This is a genomic window from Kitasatospora sp. NPDC127111, from assembly GCF_042677465.1.
Taxonomy (GTDB): Bacteria; Actinomycetota; Actinomycetes; order Streptomycetales; family Streptomycetaceae; genus Kitasatospora.
Genome location: NZ_JBHXTG010000104.1, coordinates 387 through 17,824, shown reverse-complemented (window position 1 = coordinate 17,824; position 17,438 = coordinate 387). Strand labels below are relative to the sequence as shown.

Sequence of the window (17,438 nt, the reverse complement as noted above, 5' to 3'; positions counted from 1 at the left end):
ACGCGCCCGCGGGCCCCCCGCGCCACCGCGGGGGGCGCGCCGGGCCCCCCCCGGCCCCGCGCCAGCACATTAGGGGGCCAGGACGGCGATTCCGGGCATTGCGGGAGCGGCACGGGGCCACCGCCCGCACACCTCACCCGATCAGGGGACAATCCGATCCTGCGACGGTCCGCCGGGGCGGCGGCCCCCGAGGCGCCGGGGGCGCGGGGGCGCGGGGGCGCCGGCGGCCGGGAAGCGGGGCGACCAGCGGAGGGGCGGCGGGCCGCGGACCGGGAGGGCTCAGGACTCCGGGCGCAGCATGGGCGGGTTGAGCAGGGTGGCTCCGCCCGCGGTGAACAGCTGGGCCGGGCGACCGCCCTGACGCGTCGTCGTGCCGCCGGAGGGCAGCAGGAAGCCGGGGGTGCCGGTGACCTTGCGGTGGAAGTTCCGCGGGTCGAGCACCACGCCCCACACGGCCTCGTAGACCCGGCGCAGCTCGCCGACGGTGAACTCCGGCGGGCAGAACGCGGTCGCCAGCGAGGAGTACTCGATCTTGGAGCGGGCGCGCTCCACCCCCTCGGCGAGGATCAGCCCGTGGTCGAAGGCGAGCGGGACCTCGTCGGCCGGGTTCTTCCCGAGCAGTTCGGTGACCGGGGCCCAGCGGGCGCCGCTGGCGTCGCCGCCGGCGCGCGGGGTCGGCAGGTCCGGCGCGAGGACCAGGTAGGCGACGCTGACCACCCGCATCCGGGGGTCGCGCTGGGGGTGCCCGTAGGTCGCGAGCTGCTCCAGGTGTGCCCCGGCCGTGCCGGGACCGGCCGCGTCGTGGCCGGGCGCCGAGTAGGCGCGCAGGCCGGTCTCCTCCGCCAGCTCCCGGGAGGCCGCCTCGGCCAGCCCCTCGTCCGGGCGGACGAAGCCGCCGGGCAGGGCCCAGTAGCCCTGGAAGGGCGGCTCGCCCCGTCGGACCAGCAGGGCGCACAGCGCGTGGTCCCGCACCGTCAGCACCACCAGGTCAACCGTGACAGCGAACGGGGGGAAGGCCGACGGGTCATAACGCGACATGGCGACGATCATAGTCGTCTCTCTGACGATAAGCACAGGCCCGTGCACGGACGGTGCGCTGACGGTCGCGCGCGGGCCCCGGCGGCGTCAGCGCGCGACGAGTTGCAGGTCCGCGGAGGCCTCCTCGACCATCGCCACGCCGATCCGGCTCACCCGCACCGAGAACGGCTCGCCGGCCACCCGCAGACCGGTCAGCTCCAACTCGCCGAGCGGCGCGGTGCTGGCAGGCCGGACCAGCACCCGGCCGCCCGGAACGTCGGGCCGGACCCCGGCGAGCGCGAACACGGCGTGCAGCGCGCCGGCCGCCGAGACCGCCGCCGGGCGGCAGGCCGCCGGGTGCGGCACCGGCGGGAAGCCCGCCGTGCGCTGCTCCCCCGCGTACATCTCGGGCAGCCGGCCGTCGAAGTGGGCCGCCGCGCCGAGCAGCCCCTCCACCAGGGCTCCGGCCTCGTTCTCGTGGCCCGCCTCGGCCAGCCCGGCGATCGCGAGGGCGGTCTCGTGGACCCGCACCGCCCCGCTGCGGTGGCCGATCGGGTTGAACCGGGGCGACTTGGCGCTGAGGGTGCGCAGGCCCCAGCCGCTGTCCAGCTCGGGTGCGGCCAGGCGCTGGGCGAGCAGTCTGGTCTGCTCGCGGTCCAGCAGGCTCTCGTGCCGCCCGCCGTCGGCGGAGAGGCCCAGGTCGAGGAGGTGGACGAGGGAGGAGGCGACGGCGGGCAGCGGATGGCCGCCCGGCGCGAGGCCCGCCGCCGGGCGACCGCCGGAGAGGTCGTCGACCCAGAACCGCTCGCGGAAGCGCCCGCGCAGCGCCGCCGCCCAGCCGCGCCACTCCTCGGCACCGGGACGGCCGAAGGCCTCCAGCAGTTCGGCGCCGTGCAGCGCGGCCCGGTGCGCCTGGGCCTGGACCTCGGCCCGGGCCGCCACCGGGTGCGCGGCGCGTTCCTCGGCGGGGCGGCTGAGGTCGGTGACGAAGCCGTCGACCAGGCCGCCGCGCAGGGCGCCGAGCGCGCGCTCGGCGGCGGGGAGCAGTTCGGCGACCTCCTGCCGGGGCAGGCCCCACCGCCACGCCTCGGCCAGCACGGTGACGAACAGCAGGGTCGCCTCGGTGGCGGTGCAGGTGGGCGGTAGCTCCGGTCCGCCGTGCCGCAGGGCGCCGGGCAGCAGCCCCTCGACGCGCGGGCCGGCCTGGCCCGGGCCGGCGGGGGCGGCCTGCTGACGGCGGGCCAGCGCCCGGAGGGTGCCGGCGGCCAGCCGGGTGCCCAGCGGGAGCGTCAGCCGGGCCGCCCACAGCGCGTCGGCCGGAGCGAGCCCGAACCGCCAGGGCGCGCCGGAGGCCGGGTAGAGGTCGGTCGGGCGGTCCGGGTCGGCGAACAGCAGCCCGCCGAGGGCGTCCAGCGAGCGCGGGACCAGCAGCCCGACCCGGGAGTCGTCGCTGCGGACCTCCGGTTCCGACCACGGCAGCGGGACGCCGGTGCCTCGCCCGCCCGGCGGCCGGGGGCCGGGCGTGGTGCTCTCCAACTCGGTGCGAAGCTCGACCGACCAGCGGGCACCGGGCTGCACCTCGAGGTCCCAGCGCAGCACGCCGGCGCCGGCCAGGACGGCGTGCGGCGACGGCTTGGCGCTGACCACGGCGCTGTGGGTGGGGCCCGACCAACGCAGCCCGGCGGACTGCACCTGGCCGGGCAGGTCCGGCGGCCGGTGCCCGGCGGCGATCTCGCCGACCGGGCCGAGGTCGGTGCCGAGCGCGATCTCCAGCGGAAGCCTGGCGGGTCGGCTGCCGGTGTTGCGGACGGTGACGGTCTCGACGCCGTCGGCGTGCCGCAGCCGCTCGACGGTGAGCGCCGGATCGGGGTCGAGGTCGCCGGGGATCCGGACGGCGCCCAGGAAGCGGGCCTGCGCCGCCGTGGTCAGGGTGCCCTGGAGCGGCAGCGGCTCCATGCCGCCGAGCCGCAGCTCCATCCGGGCCAGCACCCGGAGACCGGAGCGGTAGAAGCCGTGGAGGCCGTGGCCGCGCAACTGCCCGTCCGGCCCGGACGCGGCCATCGCGGGCGCGTTGACGCAGAGCACCGCGTGGTGGACGGCTGCGGGCTGCGGGCGCGGCGGTCCCGCCGTCCGGGCCGGTCCGGCGGGCGCGCCACCGGGGCCCGGGTCGGGGCGGCCGGCCGGTCTCGGCGCGCCGACCACGCTCTCGGCCGGCATGGCCGCCTGTGGTGGCCTCATGGCGGTCACCGGACTCTCCTCCCCTCGGCGGTCCGGTGGCCGGTCAGGCCGGTGGGCCGCGAGCATGCTCGATCGCGTGCTGATGGTGCCTGGCCGACGGGGGTTCCCGTCGGCGCGTGTGTGCCGTGTCCGGCCGTACCCGGTACCGGGTCGTGCCATGCGGCGCGCGGCACCGCTCCGGTACCGGCCCCGCCTCGCCCCGGACCCGCTCCGCCCGGGCACCGGGCACCGGCCTGGCGCGCCGGACCGCCGTCGAACGGGCGGCGCGCTGGGGTGCCGGCCCTCCGCGGGTGCCCGGCTGCCCGGCGTGCCCGCCACGGGCGCGCCGCGGCTCCGTCCGTCTCCGGGAGCCCGGAGGACGTCCGGGCGCAGTGCCCCCGGGGTGAACGCCGCCGACCGGTCGCAGGTAACGCCCGGCGCGCCGGTTCGGCCGGCCGCCCCGTGGTGCCGGGCGGTCGTGCCGCCGTCATCACCGGTCCTCCTCCGCCCCCGTTCCGGTGCCGTCGAGGTCGGACACACCCGGTGGGCACGTCGGCCGGACCTGCCACGCCCTAGCGGGTGGGCGGTGCGGTCGGCGGGTGGCCCGGGAGGCAACCGCCGAGCCGGTGCCCGACGGCCGTCAGGATACGGTGCGGGGGTCGCGGCGCCCGCACCGGCAACCCCGTGAGCGGCGACGCGACCGCTGTGACCTGCACATACCGAGGAGTTGTATGTCCACCGCCAGCCGGCTGCCCGGGATCGTCACGACCGACCACGTGTTCCAGCTGCCCCTCGACCACGCCGCCCCCCAGGGCGAGCAGATCGAGGTGTACGCCCGCGAGGTGGTCGCCCCCGGCCGGGAGAAGGACGACCTGCCCTGGCTGCTCTTCCTCCAGGGCGGCCCCGGCGGCAAGGCCGGGCGCCCGCTCGGCCGCGACGGCTGGCTGGAGCGCGCCCTCGACGACTACCGCGTGCTCCTGCTCGACCAGCGCGGCACCGGGCGGTCCACGCCCGCGAACCGGCAGAGCCTCGCCCGCCGCGGCGATGCCCGGCAGCAGGCGGAGTACCTGGCGCACTTCCGCGCGGACTCCATCGTGCGGGACGCCGAACTGATCCGCCGCCGGCTGCTCGGCGAGGACCGCCGGTGGAGCGTGCTCGGGCAGAGCTTCGGCGGTTTCTGCACCCTCACCTACCTCTCGATCGCGCCCGAGGGGCTGAAGGAGGCCTTCATCACCGGCGGCCTGGCCGGTCTGCGCAGCTCGGCCGAGGACGTCTACCGGGCCGCGTACCCCCGGGTCGTCCGCAAGAACGAGGGGCACTACGCCCGTTACCCGCAGGACGTCGAGGCGGTGCGGCGGATCGCCGCACACCTGGCCGCCTCCCCCGCGACGCTGCCCGGCAGCGGGGTGCTCACCGTCGAGGCGTTCCAGGCCCTCGGGCTGCTGCTCGGCGGCGGCAGCGGCTCCGGCACCCTGCACTACCTGCTGGAGGAGGCCTGGATCGAGGGTGCGGCCGGGCCCGAGCTGTCCGACACCTTCCTGGCCGGCGTGCAGGCGAAGCTCTCGTTCGCCGAGGGCCCGCTGTACGCCGTGCTGCACGAGTCGATCTACGGGCAGCGGTCGGTGGACCGGGCCGGGACGGAGTGGTCCGCCGAGCGCGTCCGCAAGGAGTTCCCGGAGTTCGACGCCGGGGCGGCGCTGGAGTCCGGGGCGCCGGTGCTGTTCACCGGGGAGATGATCTACCCCTGGATGTTCGACACCGACCCGGCGCTGCGGCCGCTGAAGGAGACCGCGGACCTGCTCGCCGCCCGCACCGACTGGCCCGACCTGTACGACCCGGCGCGACTGGCCGCCAACGAGGTGCCCGTGGTGGCGGCGGTCTACCACGACGACATGTACGTCGACACCGCCGACTCGCTGGAGACCGCCCGTGCGGTGCGGGGTCTGCGGACGTGGATCACCAACGAGTGGGAGCACGACGGCGTACGGGTGAGCGGCGGCAAGGTGCTCGACCGCCTGATCGCGATGGCCCGCGGCGAGGCGTAGCCGGCGCGGCCCCGCCCGGCCGGGGCCGGGGCTCACCGGGCGGCCCGGACGTAGCCTGCCGAGCCGCGACGGAACGGATCGAGCAGCGGCCCGGGCACGGCCCGGGGTGTACCCGGCGCCCCCGGCCGGCCGGAGCACCCGCCCCGGCCGGCCGGCGGACAGCCGGACCGGGCACACCCGGCCGCCCACGGCGTCACCCCGCATGCCGGGGTCCGATCGCCGCGCCCCGGACGGCCCGGCAGCGGCCGCGGCGTCCGGCCGGTCCGCCGGGCGGTCCGGCCGACAGCGCCGGCGCCCAGGGCGACGGGCGGCCCAGCCGCAGCCCGCGCTCGGGACGCGTCTGCGCGGTCGGCCGGCACCCCGTGAGGAGGTCCGTCGGCCGGCCGTCGTCCGCCCGGCCGGGCCCTCGGCTCTCCGCCGGCCCCTCGGCGGGGCCACCCGGTACTGCCTCCGGGCCCACCGACGAGGCGGGACCGGCCTGGCCACGCCGGGCGCGCCGTCGTCGCGACCTGGCCGAGGCCGAGGCCGACGCGGGCGGCCGGCCCGGGCCACGGCCCGAACCACCCGGCGGGTCACCGTCCGGTCCGGGCAGCGCGTCACGGCGTTCACCGTCGCCCTGGCCCGGTTCCCGGCCCAGGCCCTGGCCCCGGCCCCCGTCCCGGTCACGGCCCCGTTCACCGCCCTGATCACCCTGATCACGGCCCTGGCCGGGCGGTGAGCCGTCGGCCGGGCCCGCCCCCGGCTCCGCGCCCTCCCCGGCTCCCGTCCGGCGACGGCGCTCGGCCTCCGCCCGCACCAGCAGCGGGTCCGCCGAGAGGCCGCCGTTCAGCGAGTCGTAGAGCAGCTGGGCCAGCAGGTAGGACGGATCGAGCCGGAGCACGTGGGCGAGCACCACCCGGGCCGTCGCGACGTCCCCCGCGACCCAGGACACCCAGGCCAGCAGGGTGAGCGGGGGCGGGGCACAGCCCGTGTAGGGCGGCACGCAGCGCCTCGCGAGGAAGCGCCAGAGGCGCTGGGCCGGCGCGAGCTCGGCGGGCCGGGCGTACTCGGCGGCGCGGTCCCGGATGCGCCGGTCCTTGAGGGCGAAGAGCAGCTGGGCCGTCCGGTGCTCGTCGAGCTCACGGGCACCGGCCACGAACTCGGCGACGGCCTGGTCGAGCAGCTCGGCACCCTGCTCCGGGGAGAGCACCGGCCCGCGCCCGGCTCCCCCGCCGCCCTCGCCCCGGGCCAGTGCCAGCCGCTGGGCGTCCGCGGCCGGCGGGCCGACCGGGGCCAGCCCCGCGACGATCGCCTTGCGGCTGCCGCGCGGCGCCAGACCGGCGAAGGTGGCCGCCACGGCCACCGGCCCCGGGTCGGGCGCGTGCCGGATCGGATGGCCCGCCGGGTCGCAGCACCCCTCGCGGCGGCAGAGGAAGGACCACCACCGCCCCAGCGAGACGCAGAGCGACTCCTTCACCCCCACGCCGCGGCTCTCGAACTCCGCCCGCAGCTCCGCCGCGAGCGGTCTGAGCCGGTCGAGCACGGGCGGGCCGTGCTCGCTGCCGGGATCCTGGCAGAGGTAGAGGAGCACCTGGGCCGGGCGGCGGTCCCGCTGCTCGGACAGCCCGACGAGCAGGGCGGCCGTCTCCTCGGCGACGGCCGGCCAGTGGGCGGGCGACTCCGGGATGTCCAGCCGGATCACCCCGCCCTGGTGCAGCTCCGGCCCCTGGAGGCCGACGGCGACGATGCTGTCGTCGGGGAAGAAGCCGAGCAGGTAGGGCAGCAGCTCGGCCATGTCGGCCGGGCCCCGCATGGTGACCGGACGCGGACCGGAGGGCCGGCCGTACGGAAGCGCGATGCGTTCGTTGTTCATGTCCGGAAGGCTGCCGCAATTCGCGATCGCCTCCGGATTTTTCTTTTTTCCCTGTGGATAAACCCGGCCTGTGGATAAAACCTCCTCCCTTCGGGGCATCCAGAGCCACTCTCCCGAGGGATATTTGACGGTTGTTCAGCCGAAGAGCCGATGAAATGCACCGCCACTCCACCCGGCCCGGCCCCACCGCCGTTCGCCCGTTGTCGGCCCTTCGGGGTTACATGGACGCCATGCAGCAGCCGCAGACCCACACCACCGCCACCGGGGCCCCCGCCACGTCCGGCACCGCCACGGCCGCCGACCGCGCCGAGGCCCGGGCGCGGGCCGAGGCCGTCCTGCGCGAGCTCGCGGGCCCCGCCGCCACGCTCCGCGACGACCAGTGGACGGCCATCGAGGCCCTGGTCGTCGACCACCGCCGGGCCCTCGTGGTGCAGCGCACCGGCTGGGGGAAGTCCGCCGTCTACTTCATCGCCACCGCCCTGCTGCGGGCCCGCGGCGCGGGGCCGACGGTGATCGTCTCGCCCCTGCTGGCCCTGATGCGCAACCAGGTGGAGTCGGCGGCCCGGGCCGGCATCCACGCCCGCACCATCAACTCGGCCAACACCGACGAGTGGGACGCGATCCAGGCCGAGGTCGCGGCCGGCGCGGTGGACGTCCTGCTGGTCAGCCCGGAGCGGCTGAACAACCCCGACTTCCGCGACCAGGTGCTGCCCAAGCTCGCCGCCTCCACCGGCCTGCTGGTGGTCGACGAGGCCCACTGCATCTCCGACTGGGGCCACGACTTCCGCCCCGACTACCGCCGGCTGCGCACCATGCTCGCCGACCTCCCGCCGGGAGTCCCGGTGCTGGCCACCACCGCCACGGCCAACGCCCGGGTCACCGCCGACGTCGCCGAACAGCTCGGCACGGGCAGCGGCGACGAGCACGCCCTGGTGCTGCGCGGACCGCTCGACCGCGAGAGCCTCACCCTCGGCGTGCTCGCCCTGCCCGACCCGGCGCACCGGCTGGCCTGGCTGGCCGACCACCTCGACCGGCTGCCCGGCTCCGGCATCGTCTACACCCTGACGGTCGCGGCCGCCGACGAGGTGACGGCCTTCCTGCGCGAGCGGGGCTTCCCGGTGGCCTCCTACTCCGGCCGCACCGAGGACGCCGAGCGCCGGACCGCCGAGGCCGACCTGCTGGCCAACCGGGTCAAGGCGCTGGTCGCCACCTCCGCGCTCGGCATGGGCTTCGACAAGCCCGACCTGGGGTTCGTGGTGCACCTGGGCTCGCCCAGCTCGCCGATCGCCTACTACCAGCAGGTGGGCCGGGCCGGGCGCGGCGTCGACCGGGCCGAGGTGCTGCTGCTCCCCGGGCGCGAGGACGAGGCGATCTGGCGCTACTTCGCCTCGCTGGCGTTCCCCCCGGAGGAGCAGGTGCGCCGCACCATCGACGCGCTCGCCGAGGCCGGCCGGCCGCTCTCCACCGCCGCGCTGGAGCCCCGGGTGGACCTGCGCCGCGCCCGGCTGGAGACCATGCTCAAGGTCCTCGACGTGGACGGCGCGGTGCGGCGGGTCAAGGGCGGCTGGACGGCCACCGGGCAGAGCTGGGAGTACGACACCGCCCGGTACGCCAAGGTCGCGGCCTCGCGCGAGGCCGAGCAACGGGCCATGCGCGAGTACGCGGCGGGCACCGGCTGCCGGATGGAGTTCCTGCGCCGGCAGCTCGACGACGAGCGGGCCGCGCCCTGCGGCCGCTGCGACAACTGCGCGGGGCCGCTGCACGACGCGGAGGTCTCCGCGGAGGCGCTGGACGCGGCCCAGGCCGCGCTCGGCCGGCCCGGGGTCGCCTTCGAGCCGCGGCGGCTCTGGCCGACCGGCATGGACGCGCTGGGCGTGCCGCTCAAGGGCCGCATCCCGGCGGGTGAGCAGGCCGAGACCGGCCGGGCCCTCGGCCGGCTCTCCGACATCGGCTGGGGCAACCGGCTGCGCACCCTGCTGGCCGAGCACGCTCCCGACGGTCCCGTCCCCGGCGAGGCGGTGGACGCCCTGGTCGCGGTGCTGGCCGACTGGGCCCGCGGTCCCGGTGGCTGGGCCGGACCCGCGACCACCGAGGGCACCCGGTTGGACCGACCCGTCGGCGTGGTGACCATGGCCTCCTCCACCCGGCCCCAGCTGGTCGGCAGCCTCGGCGCCCGGATCGCCGAGATCGGCCGCCTGCCCCTGCTCGGGCAGATCGCCTACGCGACCGGGCGGCCCCCGCACGGAGCTCGCAGCAACAGCGCCCAGCGGCTGCACTCGCTGGCCGGCACGCTCGTCCTGCCGCCGGAGGTGGCGGCCGCGGTGGCCGGGGCGGGCGGTCCGGTGCTGCTGGTGGACGACCTGGTCGACTCGGGGTGGACGGTCACCGTGGCGGCCCGGCTGCTGCGGCAGGCCGGGGCGAGCGCGGTGCTGCCGCTGGTGCTGGCCCTGCAGGGCTGACCGGCGGGACGGGACGGCCGGAGCAACCGGCCCCGGCCGGACCGGACGCCTGGACACCGGGACGTCCGGACACCCGAAAAGCCTTCACTCGAATGGAGTAATGGAGGGGATCACCGGAACACCGACCCACACGGCACGACGCGAGCGGGAAAGGAGGGCGATGATGTTGCCGGAACTGCGAAGAGGTCATCGGACGGCCGCCAGGGTCACGATCCGGCACCACCCGAGTGGCGCGCACACGATCGTGGAATATATCCGGCAGAACGTGGGCTTTCGGGCGGCGTTCATCATTTCATCGTTGCCGCTCCACCCCATCTGCCCTGAGAATTGGACGGTACCCGGAACCCGGTCCGACGGACCAGGGCTTTGGCGTACGCGGGAACCCGCGCGCCCGTGGGTCGGGAAGGAGGATCGTGATCAACGGTATCGGCCGAGGTCAGTATCCCCTCGCCCGGAGTTCGTCGCCCAGACGGGTGCTCGACCTGGAGACGTGGGCCGCCACGGGGATCCCGTTGCTGCGCGATCCGCGCGAGTTCGTCCTGGAGCTGCACCAGCGCCACCTCCCCCAACCGGGCACGGTCGTGGTCACCGTGCTGGACGGCTCGCACCGGCTCAACGCCTCGGCCTCCTTCGCGCCCTGGCCCCACCACACCGACGGCTGGCAGCACCGCAACGCGATCCTCGCGCACCTGCGCCAGGTCACCCCGCACGACCTGCGTCAGGCCACCGCCACCAGGACGGCCGTGCTGCTGCGCTGCCGCGAGGGCGCGGCCGGCTGGACGGAGCAGGACGGCGCCTGGATGTGGGCGCTGCGGGACGCGGCTGGGCTGCACGGGCTGCGCTGCGGCTCGTACATCGCGCTGACCCCGGCGGGCTGGCAGATCCTCGGCGACGAGCGCGGCGGGCGCAACCCGCACGCCGGGTCCTGGGCGGAGGGGCCGGTCCACACCGTGACGGAGCTGCCGCCCCGTTCGGAGCGGCGCCAGCCGGCGGAGCACGGTCAGCACGGCGAGCGGTCGCAGCGCTCCCGGGCGCCGGAGCTCCCGTGGGCTCCGGGCCGGGTCACGGCCGTCGAGCCGGCCCGGCGCACCGGCACCCGCTGACCCGGCCGCCACCGGGCGGCAGGCTGCGGCAACCCGGCCGAACAGGCCGGCCACCTCACGCCCGGAAACCCGCAACCGGGTTGCCCCAGGGCCTGGCGACGCCACGGCCGGCCACCCCGAAGGCCCGGCGACGCCCGGGCCCGGTGCCGTACGGCACCGGGCCCGGACCGCCCTGCGGACCCAACGCCCCAGGACCAGTTGTTCCCAGGACTCGACGCCCCCGGGGTCCGCTGTCCTCAGGACTCACGCCCGAACGGCTCAGGCGGGGACCGGGCGGCCGGCGGATGCTCCGGCGGCCGCCGCGGCGGCGGGGCCGGCGCTGCCGCAGACCACCACGAGCGCGGTCGCGTGGCCGAGCGCCTTGCGGTACGCCTCGGCGGCGCGGTCGGCCGTGCCGCCGTTGACGACCAGCACGACCACCTCACGGCGGGCCGGGCGGGTCAGCGCGGCGTCGGCGTAGAACACGTCACCGCCCTCGGCGAGTTGCGCCCAGTAGCGCTCCTCGCCGAAGGACAGCTCGTGCTGCTGCCACGGGTGCGCCTCGCCGACCGTCAGCACCAGGATCGAGCCCGGGTTGCGGCCGGAGTCCAGCAGCTGGTCGACCGACTCGTCGGCGCGCTCCAGGGCCTGCGCCGCCGTGGCGGCGACCTGCCTGACCGCGACCTGCGGCGCGGCCGGCGCCGGACGGCGCGGGCCGGGCTTGGGGATCTGGGCGGTACGGGCCGGCGGCCCCGAGGGGTCGGCGCGCGGCGGTGCCGGCCGCGGCGGCGCGGGACGGGGGCCCGGCACCGGGGCCGGCGCGGTGGTGGCGGCCGACGGTGCGGCCGCGGTCGAGGGTGTGGCAGCGGTCGAGCTGCCGGCGGCAGGGGTGCGAAGGGCTTGTGCGTCCGACTCGCGGGGGAAGGGAACGCCGGGGCCCGGGAGGCTCTCGTGAATCTCCGGCTCCTCGGGGAAGACAGGCATACCCGGATATCTATCAAATGCCGGTCGGGCGCGCACGGGCGCCCCACCTCTCGGGCGCCACGAACCCACCCCCGACGCCCCGGCAATTCCCGACGGAACGTCAGAAACCGAGCGTCAGCTGTTCGTCGACAGGGCCCTCCGCCCCGGCGAGGAAGCGGTTCCGCTTCAGGTGGCGCCACTGGGGCAGGCCGTCCAGGTACGCCCAGGAGAGCCGGTGGTGCTCGGTCGGACCGAACTCCTCCAGCGCGGCGCGGTGGACCGGGGACGGGTAGCCGGCGTTGTCGGCGAAGCCGTACGCCGGGTGCGCCTCGCCGAGTTCGGCCATCAGCCCGTCGCGGTGCACCTTGGCGAGCACCGAGGCGGCCGAGACGCAGACGCACGACTGGTCGCCCTTGATCACGGTGCGCACCCGCCAGGGGCCGCCCAGGTAGTCGTGCTTGCCGTCGAGTATCACCGCGTCCGGCTCCACCGGCAGCGCCTCCAGGGCGCGGACGGCGGCCAGCCGGAGCGCGGCGGTCATCCCGAGCTCGTCGCACTCCAGCGCGGTGGCGTGACCGAGCGCGTACGCGGTGACCCACTCGGCGAGCACGGGCGCGAGCGCCTGGCGGCGGAGTTCGGTGAGCAGCTTGGAGTCGGTCAGGCCCTCCGGCGGCCTGCGCAGGCCGGTGACGGCCGCGCCCACGGTGACCGGGCCGGCCCAGGCGCCGCGCCCGACCTCGTCCAGGCCGACGACGATCTTGGCGCCGGAGCGACGGAGCGAGCGCTCGACGGAGTGCGTCGGCGGGACGATGGGCATCACGGGGTCCTTCGGCTGGGGCAACCTCCAGCCTAAGCCCCGCCCGGGGCCGCTCCGACCACCTCCACCGGCAGCCACCCCGCACCCGCTCGCACCCGCCCGCACCCCGCGCCGACGCCCGCACCCGCACCCGCGCTTCACGCGCCCGCCAGGCCCGCCCGCCCCACCGGTCAGGCGCGGATCAGCGGGACCATCACCTCGTCCACCAGCTCGGTCGCGTACCCGAGGCCGATCGGCCGGCCGCCGCTCTTCACCCGGTACAGCAGCATCGCCGGCACCACGTCGGCGACCAGCGGGGTGACCGCGCCGGGGCGCACCTCACCGCGTCCGGCGCCCCTGCCGAGAATGTCCAAAATGGCGATCTTGGTCGGTTCGGTCACCCGCTGGCCGATGAAGTCCTTGAAGAACTCGGCCTGCGCGTGGTCCAGTTCGGCCATCAGCGCCTGCATGGCACCGCCCGCCCGGGAGTCCATCGCCTCGACGAAACCCTCGACGAGCAGCAGCAATTCGTCACGGGCCGACCCGAGGTCGGGGGTGCCGTCAGGGCGTGGCAGAGTGGAGTCCAGGGCGTCGATGACGAGTTCCACCTTGGACGCCCAACGCCGGTACAGCGCGGCCTTTCCGGTCCGCGCGGCACCAGCGACGCCTTCCATCGTCAGCCGCGCGAATCCGCCGGAGGTGAGCTGGTCGAGTGCGGCCTCGAAGATCGCCCGCTCCAGCTCCTTCCCCCGGCGGCGCATCGGCCGGGACAGGACCTCGGCGGCCGCCCTCATCGGACACAGCGGCGCGGGGACGACCACCGGGGCGGCCGCGGGGGTGACCGCCGCAGCCCCGGAGGCAGGAACGGCAGGTCTCCCCCCAGCAGCGGCCGGGGACTCCACCGGGGACTCCGCCGACCGCTCCACCGTCGGCTCCGCGACCCGCTCCGCCGTCCGGCCGGTCGCCCTGATAGCCGCCTGGCGCCGCACCAACTGATCCATCGTCACCAACCCTAGAGAACGCTTGCGTTCACAATCTTGCGCAGGATATCGTCCAGCGTAGTGAACGATCCCGTTCCTTCATAGCTCGCGGGACGCCGCCGAGCCACACCGGACCCCGGGTCCGCAGCATACGAAGCAGTAGCCAGCAGGGGGCATCAACTTGGCTATCTCCGACACACTCAGCAAGAGCTCTCCACCGCAGGGCGGCCCGAGCCGGAACAAGGGCATCACCCTGACCGTCATCGCGGCCACGCAGCTCATGGTGGTGCTCGACGCCACCATCGTGAACATCGCGCTGCCGCAGATCAGGGACGCGCTGAGCTTCTCCACCACCAACCTGTCGTGGGTGATCAACGCCTACACGCTGACCTTCGGCGGCCTGCTGCTGCTCGGCGGCCGTGCGGGCGACATCCTCGGCCGCCGCCGGGTGTTCATCGCCGGCACGCTGTTGTTCGGCCTGGCCTCGCTGCTGGGCGGCTTCGCGCAGGACGGCGGCATGCTGCTCGCCGCCCGCGCGCTCCAGGGCATAGGCGGGGCGATCTGTTCGCCCACCGCCTTCGCACTGATCGCGACCAACTTCGAGGAAGGGCCCGAGCGCAACAAGGCGTTCGGCGTGTTCTCGGCGGTGGCCGGTTCGGGCGCGGCCGTCGGCCTGCTGGCCGGTGGCGTGCTCACCGAGTACCTCGACTGGCGCTGGGTCTTCTTCGTCAACGTGCCGATCGCGGTCCTGATCGCGGTCGCCGCCCCGCGCTACATCGCCGAGTCGGAGCGCACCGCGGGCCGGTTCGACCTGCCGGGTGCGCTCACCTCCACGCTCGGCCTGGTCGGCCTGGTCTACGGCTTCATCCGGGCGGCCTCGGACGGCTGGACGGACCCGCTGACGCTCGGCTCCTTCGCCGCCGGCGTGCTGCTGGTCGCCGCGTTCCTGGTGATCGAGAACCGCACCTCGCAGCCGATCACCCCGCTGCACCTGTTCGCCAACCGGAACCGCACCGGTGGTCTGGTGATGATGCTCTGCCTGGCCGCCGCCATGTTCGGCATCTTCTTCTACATCACGCTGTTCGTGCAGGGACCGCTCGGGTACAGCCCGTTGAAGGCCGGCTTCGCCTTCCTGCCGATCAGCGTGTCGATCATCATCGCCGCGCAGCTCGCGTCCACCCTGCAGGTCAAGTACGGCCCCAAGCCGTTCATGGCGGGCGGTGCGCTGCTGGTCACGCTCGGACTCAGCTGGCTGACCCAGATGAGCTCGGACAGCGGCTACCTGGACGGGGTGCTCGGCCCCACGGTGGTGTTCGGCTTCGGCATGGGCCTGATCTTCGTCCCGGTGATGCTGCTCTCGGTCGCGGGCGTCGCCCCCGAGGAGACCGGTGCCGCCTCCGGCCTGCTCAACTCGATGCAGCAGATCGGCGGTTCGCTCGGCCTGTCGATCCTGACCACGGTCTTCGCGCACTACGCGACCGAGGAGGGCAAGCGGCAGCTGCCCGGCTTCCTGGCCACGGCCACGCCGGAGCAGAAGGCCGAGTTCCTGGAGAAGCACGAGTTCCCCAAGGGCACGGGTGCGGCCAACGAGGTGCTCGCGCAGGGCATTTCGCACGGCTTCATCGTCGGTGCGGTGCTCGCCGCCCTCGCGCTGGTGATCGCGGTCGTCGTGATCAGGGCCAAGGCCGACGACCTCGCGTCGAACACCTCGGGCGTCGCGCTGCACTGAGCACGGCGCTGAGCACGGCACTGAGCACGGCGCTGAGCAGGGCACCGCGCACGGCGCCGAACGGGGCCCGAACGCGGCGCGGACACGCCGTCGAACGCGGCGAGGGCCGGTCGGGAGCAGCGCGCTCCCGACCGGCTCGCCTCCTCCGCCTCCCCGCCCCCGGCGGCCCGGCGGCCCGGCGGCCCGGCGGCCCGGCAGCCCGGCAGCCCGGCGGCCCGGCGGCCCGGCGATCAGTACTCGTCGAAGAACCCGCGCTGCAGCCCCACCGCCTTGCAGGCGTCCGAGGCCGACCGCCCCTTGCCGACCGGCGGGCGCTCCAGCAGGATCCCGCGCGAGCGCGACTCGGCCAGGCTGGTGGCGTACCAGGGCGAGGCCTCGTCGGGGAGGTCGAACCACTGCTTCTCCAGCGCGCAGGTCCGGTGGTCCTGCGGCAGCCGGTCCAGGGCGGGGACGGCGTCCAGCGAGAGGTCGCGGACGTTGCGCAGGTCGATCTGCCCAGTGCGCTCGAAGCGGGCGACGTTCTGCTCGGCGACGATCGCGTCCGGGCCCATCAGCCCGTACACGGCGACGGTCACCATCGCGCTGAGCACCACGGCGCGCGGCAGCCAGGCGGCGCCGGACCGGAGCAGGCCGGCCGTGATCAGCAGCAGGAAGACGACGCCGAGCCAGACCTCGACCACCAGGACCCAGAGCCGCAGCCTGGTCAGCCCGGAGGCGTCGACGTAGAACCACATCCGGCCGAGCGCCGAGGCGACCACGACCAGGGTGAGCAGGCAGAGCGCGCCGAGCAGGAGCCGCGCCAGCCGGCGGTCGCTCTCGGTGCTGCGCGGCGCCCAGCGCTTGGCGACGGCGACCACGACCAGGGTCAGCACGGTGACGGCCATCAGCTGCCAGAAGCCCTGCCGGGCGTACTCGGAGCGGCTCATTCCGGTGTTCTTCATGATCGAGTCCCGGCCGCCGAGCACGACCACGGCCTGGACCAGGGCGAACGCACCGAACATCAGGTTGAGCGCCGCCAGCGGCAGCGCCCACTCCAGGCGCCCGCGCTCGCGGCCCGGGCGGACCACCGTGCGGTCCCAGCGGCGCGGGCCGGCCGCGATGTGGGCGAATCCCAGGGCGGTGACCAGGCCGAGGACGAACAGCAGGAACCGCAGCGGGAGTTCACCGAGGTCCAGGCTGGGGCTGAGGTTCCCCAGGACGTCCGCCATGGCGGCGTCGGCACTGGCGAACAGCCAGCCGAAGACGGTCAGCAGCACGGCGGCCACGACCACCGCCTTGAGCACCGGGACCACCTTGCCGCGGCCGGGGAGGCTGGCGCCGCGCAGACCCTCCCGGGCCCAGCCCAGGCCGGGCACGAGCTGCCAGAGGATGCCGGGCAGGGCGAGCAGCACACCGGCCCACCGGCGGCCGCCGTGCAGGGCCAGCGAGGCCAGGGCGAGCGCGCAGACGGTGGCGAGGGTGGTCGGCCAGCCCGCGTCGGAGAGCGCGGGCACGGCCAGCATGGCCAGCGCGAGCACGCTCCAGAGCACCGTCCACGGGCGCAGCGTCCGGCCCGCCGACCAGGCGGCCAGGCCGGCTCCCACGGCCGCGACCGCGCCGCAGATCAGCAGGTTGACGCCGAGTCCGTCGCCCAGCAGCCAGGCCGTCAGCAGACCGGTCAGCAGGGCGGCGAGCAGCGTCCGGGGCGGGGCCGGGGCCTTGGCCGGCGGGTCGCTCGGGCGCAGCCACTGGAACGGCTGCGGGGCCGGCCGGGCCGGCGGGCGGTACGGATTGGCGGGCCCGGCCGGTCCGCGGTACGGGTCGAAAGCCGCCTGGCCGGCGGTCGCGGCTCCGGGCACGCCGGGCGCGCCGGGCACGCCGACACCGGACGGACCGGGAGCGGCCCCGACCCCGTGGGCCCCCGGCGCGCCAACGCCGGGCCCGCCGGCAACCGGCCCGCCGACGCCAGGCGCGCCCACGCCAGGCGCCCCGCCACCCGACCCGTCGGCAACCGGCCCGCCGGAAGCGGAGACCCCCGGATCGGAAGCACCGGATTCGGACGGCCCGTCGCCCGGTGCGGGCGTGGAAAGACCTGACACGAGTTCCCCCTCAGAGATCGGTGGGCATGCGGAAGCCGCCCTGGGGGCAGTCCGCCGGCAGGCGCCCGGAGCGCCGCGACTGCAGCAGACTGTAGACCATTCTGAACAGGTTCAAAAATGCCGGGGGTGGGGCAGTGACAGGGCGGGGTGAGAGGGGCCACCAGGCCCCCCCCCCGGCCCGAGGGGCGGGGGGCGGGGGACGGAGAGACGGACGGCGAGG

12 protein-coding genes are annotated in these 17,438 nt (G+C 75.9%); 5 read left to right on the top strand and 7 right to left on the bottom strand.

What is annotated here, in order from left to right; translation table 11 throughout:
- Nucleotides 1-279: 279 nt before the first annotated feature.
- Together ACFVHB_RS37085 and ACFVHB_RS37080 are read right to left on the bottom strand one after the other, a co-directional pair.
- Complete coding sequence (locus tag ACFVHB_RS37085; protein ID WP_380331452.1) at nt 280-1,038, bottom strand: NUDIX domain-containing protein; 759 nt, start codon at nt 1,036-1,038, stop codon at nt 280-282.
- 87 nt (nt 1,039-1,125) lie between these two features.
- Nucleotides 1,126-3,255, bottom strand: coding sequence for a glycogen debranching N-terminal domain-containing protein (locus ACFVHB_RS37080; protein WP_380331467.1), 2,130 nt, complete (start codon nt 3,253-3,255; stop codon nt 1,126-1,128).
- Between the two features lie 710 nt (nt 3,256-3,965).
- Between ACFVHB_RS37080 and ACFVHB_RS37075 the strand changes: the two genes are divergently transcribed.
- Nucleotides 3,966-5,279 carry an alpha/beta fold hydrolase gene (locus tag ACFVHB_RS37075; RefSeq protein ID WP_380331449.1) on the top strand — a complete coding sequence of 438 codons (1,314 nt, stop codon included), beginning with the start codon at nt 3,966-3,968 and terminating at the stop codon, nt 5,277-5,279.
- Nucleotides 5,280-5,472: 193 nt separating this feature from the next.
- Here ACFVHB_RS37075 and ACFVHB_RS37070 read toward each other — a convergent pair whose 3' ends face one another.
- Nucleotides 5,473-7,131 carry a DUF4192 domain-containing protein gene (locus tag ACFVHB_RS37070; protein WP_380331447.1) on the bottom strand — a complete coding sequence of 553 codons (1,659 nt, stop codon included), beginning with the start codon at nt 7,129-7,131 and terminating at the stop codon, nt 5,473-5,475.
- Between the two features lie 230 nt (nt 7,132-7,361).
- Here ACFVHB_RS37070 and ACFVHB_RS37065 point away from each other — a divergent pair, with 230 nt between their 5' ends.
- Together ACFVHB_RS37065 and ACFVHB_RS37060 are read left to right on the top strand one after the other, a co-directional pair.
- Nucleotides 7,362-9,590, top strand: coding sequence for a DEAD/DEAH box helicase (locus ACFVHB_RS37065; RefSeq protein ID WP_380331445.1), 2,229 nt, complete (start codon nt 7,362-7,364; stop codon nt 9,588-9,590).
- A 413-nt stretch (nt 9,591-10,003) separates the two neighbouring features.
- Nucleotides 10,004-10,693, top strand: a complete 690-nt coding sequence (locus tag ACFVHB_RS37060; protein WP_380331442.1) for a hypothetical protein — start codon at nt 10,004-10,006, stop codon at nt 10,691-10,693.
- A 258-nt stretch (nt 10,694-10,951) separates the two neighbouring features.
- On the opposite strand, the gene ACFVHB_RS37055 is transcribed toward ACFVHB_RS37060, so the two are convergent.
- The 3 genes from ACFVHB_RS37055 to ACFVHB_RS37045 all read right to left on the bottom strand — a co-directional run bounded on the left by ACFVHB_RS37055 (nt 10,952) and on the right by ACFVHB_RS37045 (nt 13,225).
- Complete coding sequence (locus tag ACFVHB_RS37055) at nt 10,952-11,656, bottom strand: hypothetical protein (RefSeq protein WP_380331439.1); 705 nt, start codon at nt 11,654-11,656, stop codon at nt 10,952-10,954.
- Nucleotides 11,657-11,756: 100 nt separating this feature from the next.
- The gene (locus tag ACFVHB_RS37050) at nt 11,757-12,452 is read right to left on the bottom strand and encodes a ribonuclease HII (protein WP_380331436.1); all 696 of its coding nucleotides are present in this window, start codon (nt 12,450-12,452) and stop codon (nt 11,757-11,759) included.
- 170 nt (nt 12,453-12,622) lie between these two features.
- Nucleotides 12,623-13,225: a TetR/AcrR family transcriptional regulator gene (locus ACFVHB_RS37045; protein ID WP_380331433.1), complete on the bottom strand. Its 603-nt coding sequence runs from the start codon at nt 13,223-13,225 to the stop codon at nt 12,623-12,625.
- Nucleotides 13,226-13,268: 43 nt separating this feature from the next.
- On the opposite strand from ACFVHB_RS37045, the gene ACFVHB_RS37040 reads away from it, so the two are divergent.
- Nucleotides 13,269-13,427, top strand: a complete 159-nt coding sequence (locus tag ACFVHB_RS37040) for a hypothetical protein (RefSeq protein WP_380331431.1) — start codon at nt 13,269-13,271, stop codon at nt 13,425-13,427.
- Nucleotides 13,428-13,592: 165 nt separating this feature from the next.
- On the top strand, nt 13,593-15,140 hold the full coding sequence (locus ACFVHB_RS37035; protein ID WP_380331428.1) for an MFS transporter: 1,548 nt from the start codon (nt 13,593-13,595) through the stop codon (nt 15,138-15,140).
- Nucleotides 15,141-15,370: 230 nt separating this feature from the next.
- Here ACFVHB_RS37035 and ACFVHB_RS37030 read toward each other — a convergent pair whose 3' ends face one another.
- A complete protein-coding gene (locus ACFVHB_RS37030; RefSeq protein WP_380331425.1) occupies nt 15,371-16,996 on the bottom strand; it encodes a DUF4153 domain-containing protein in 1,626 nt (541 codons plus the stop codon).
- Nucleotides 16,997-17,438: the final 442 nt, after the last annotated feature.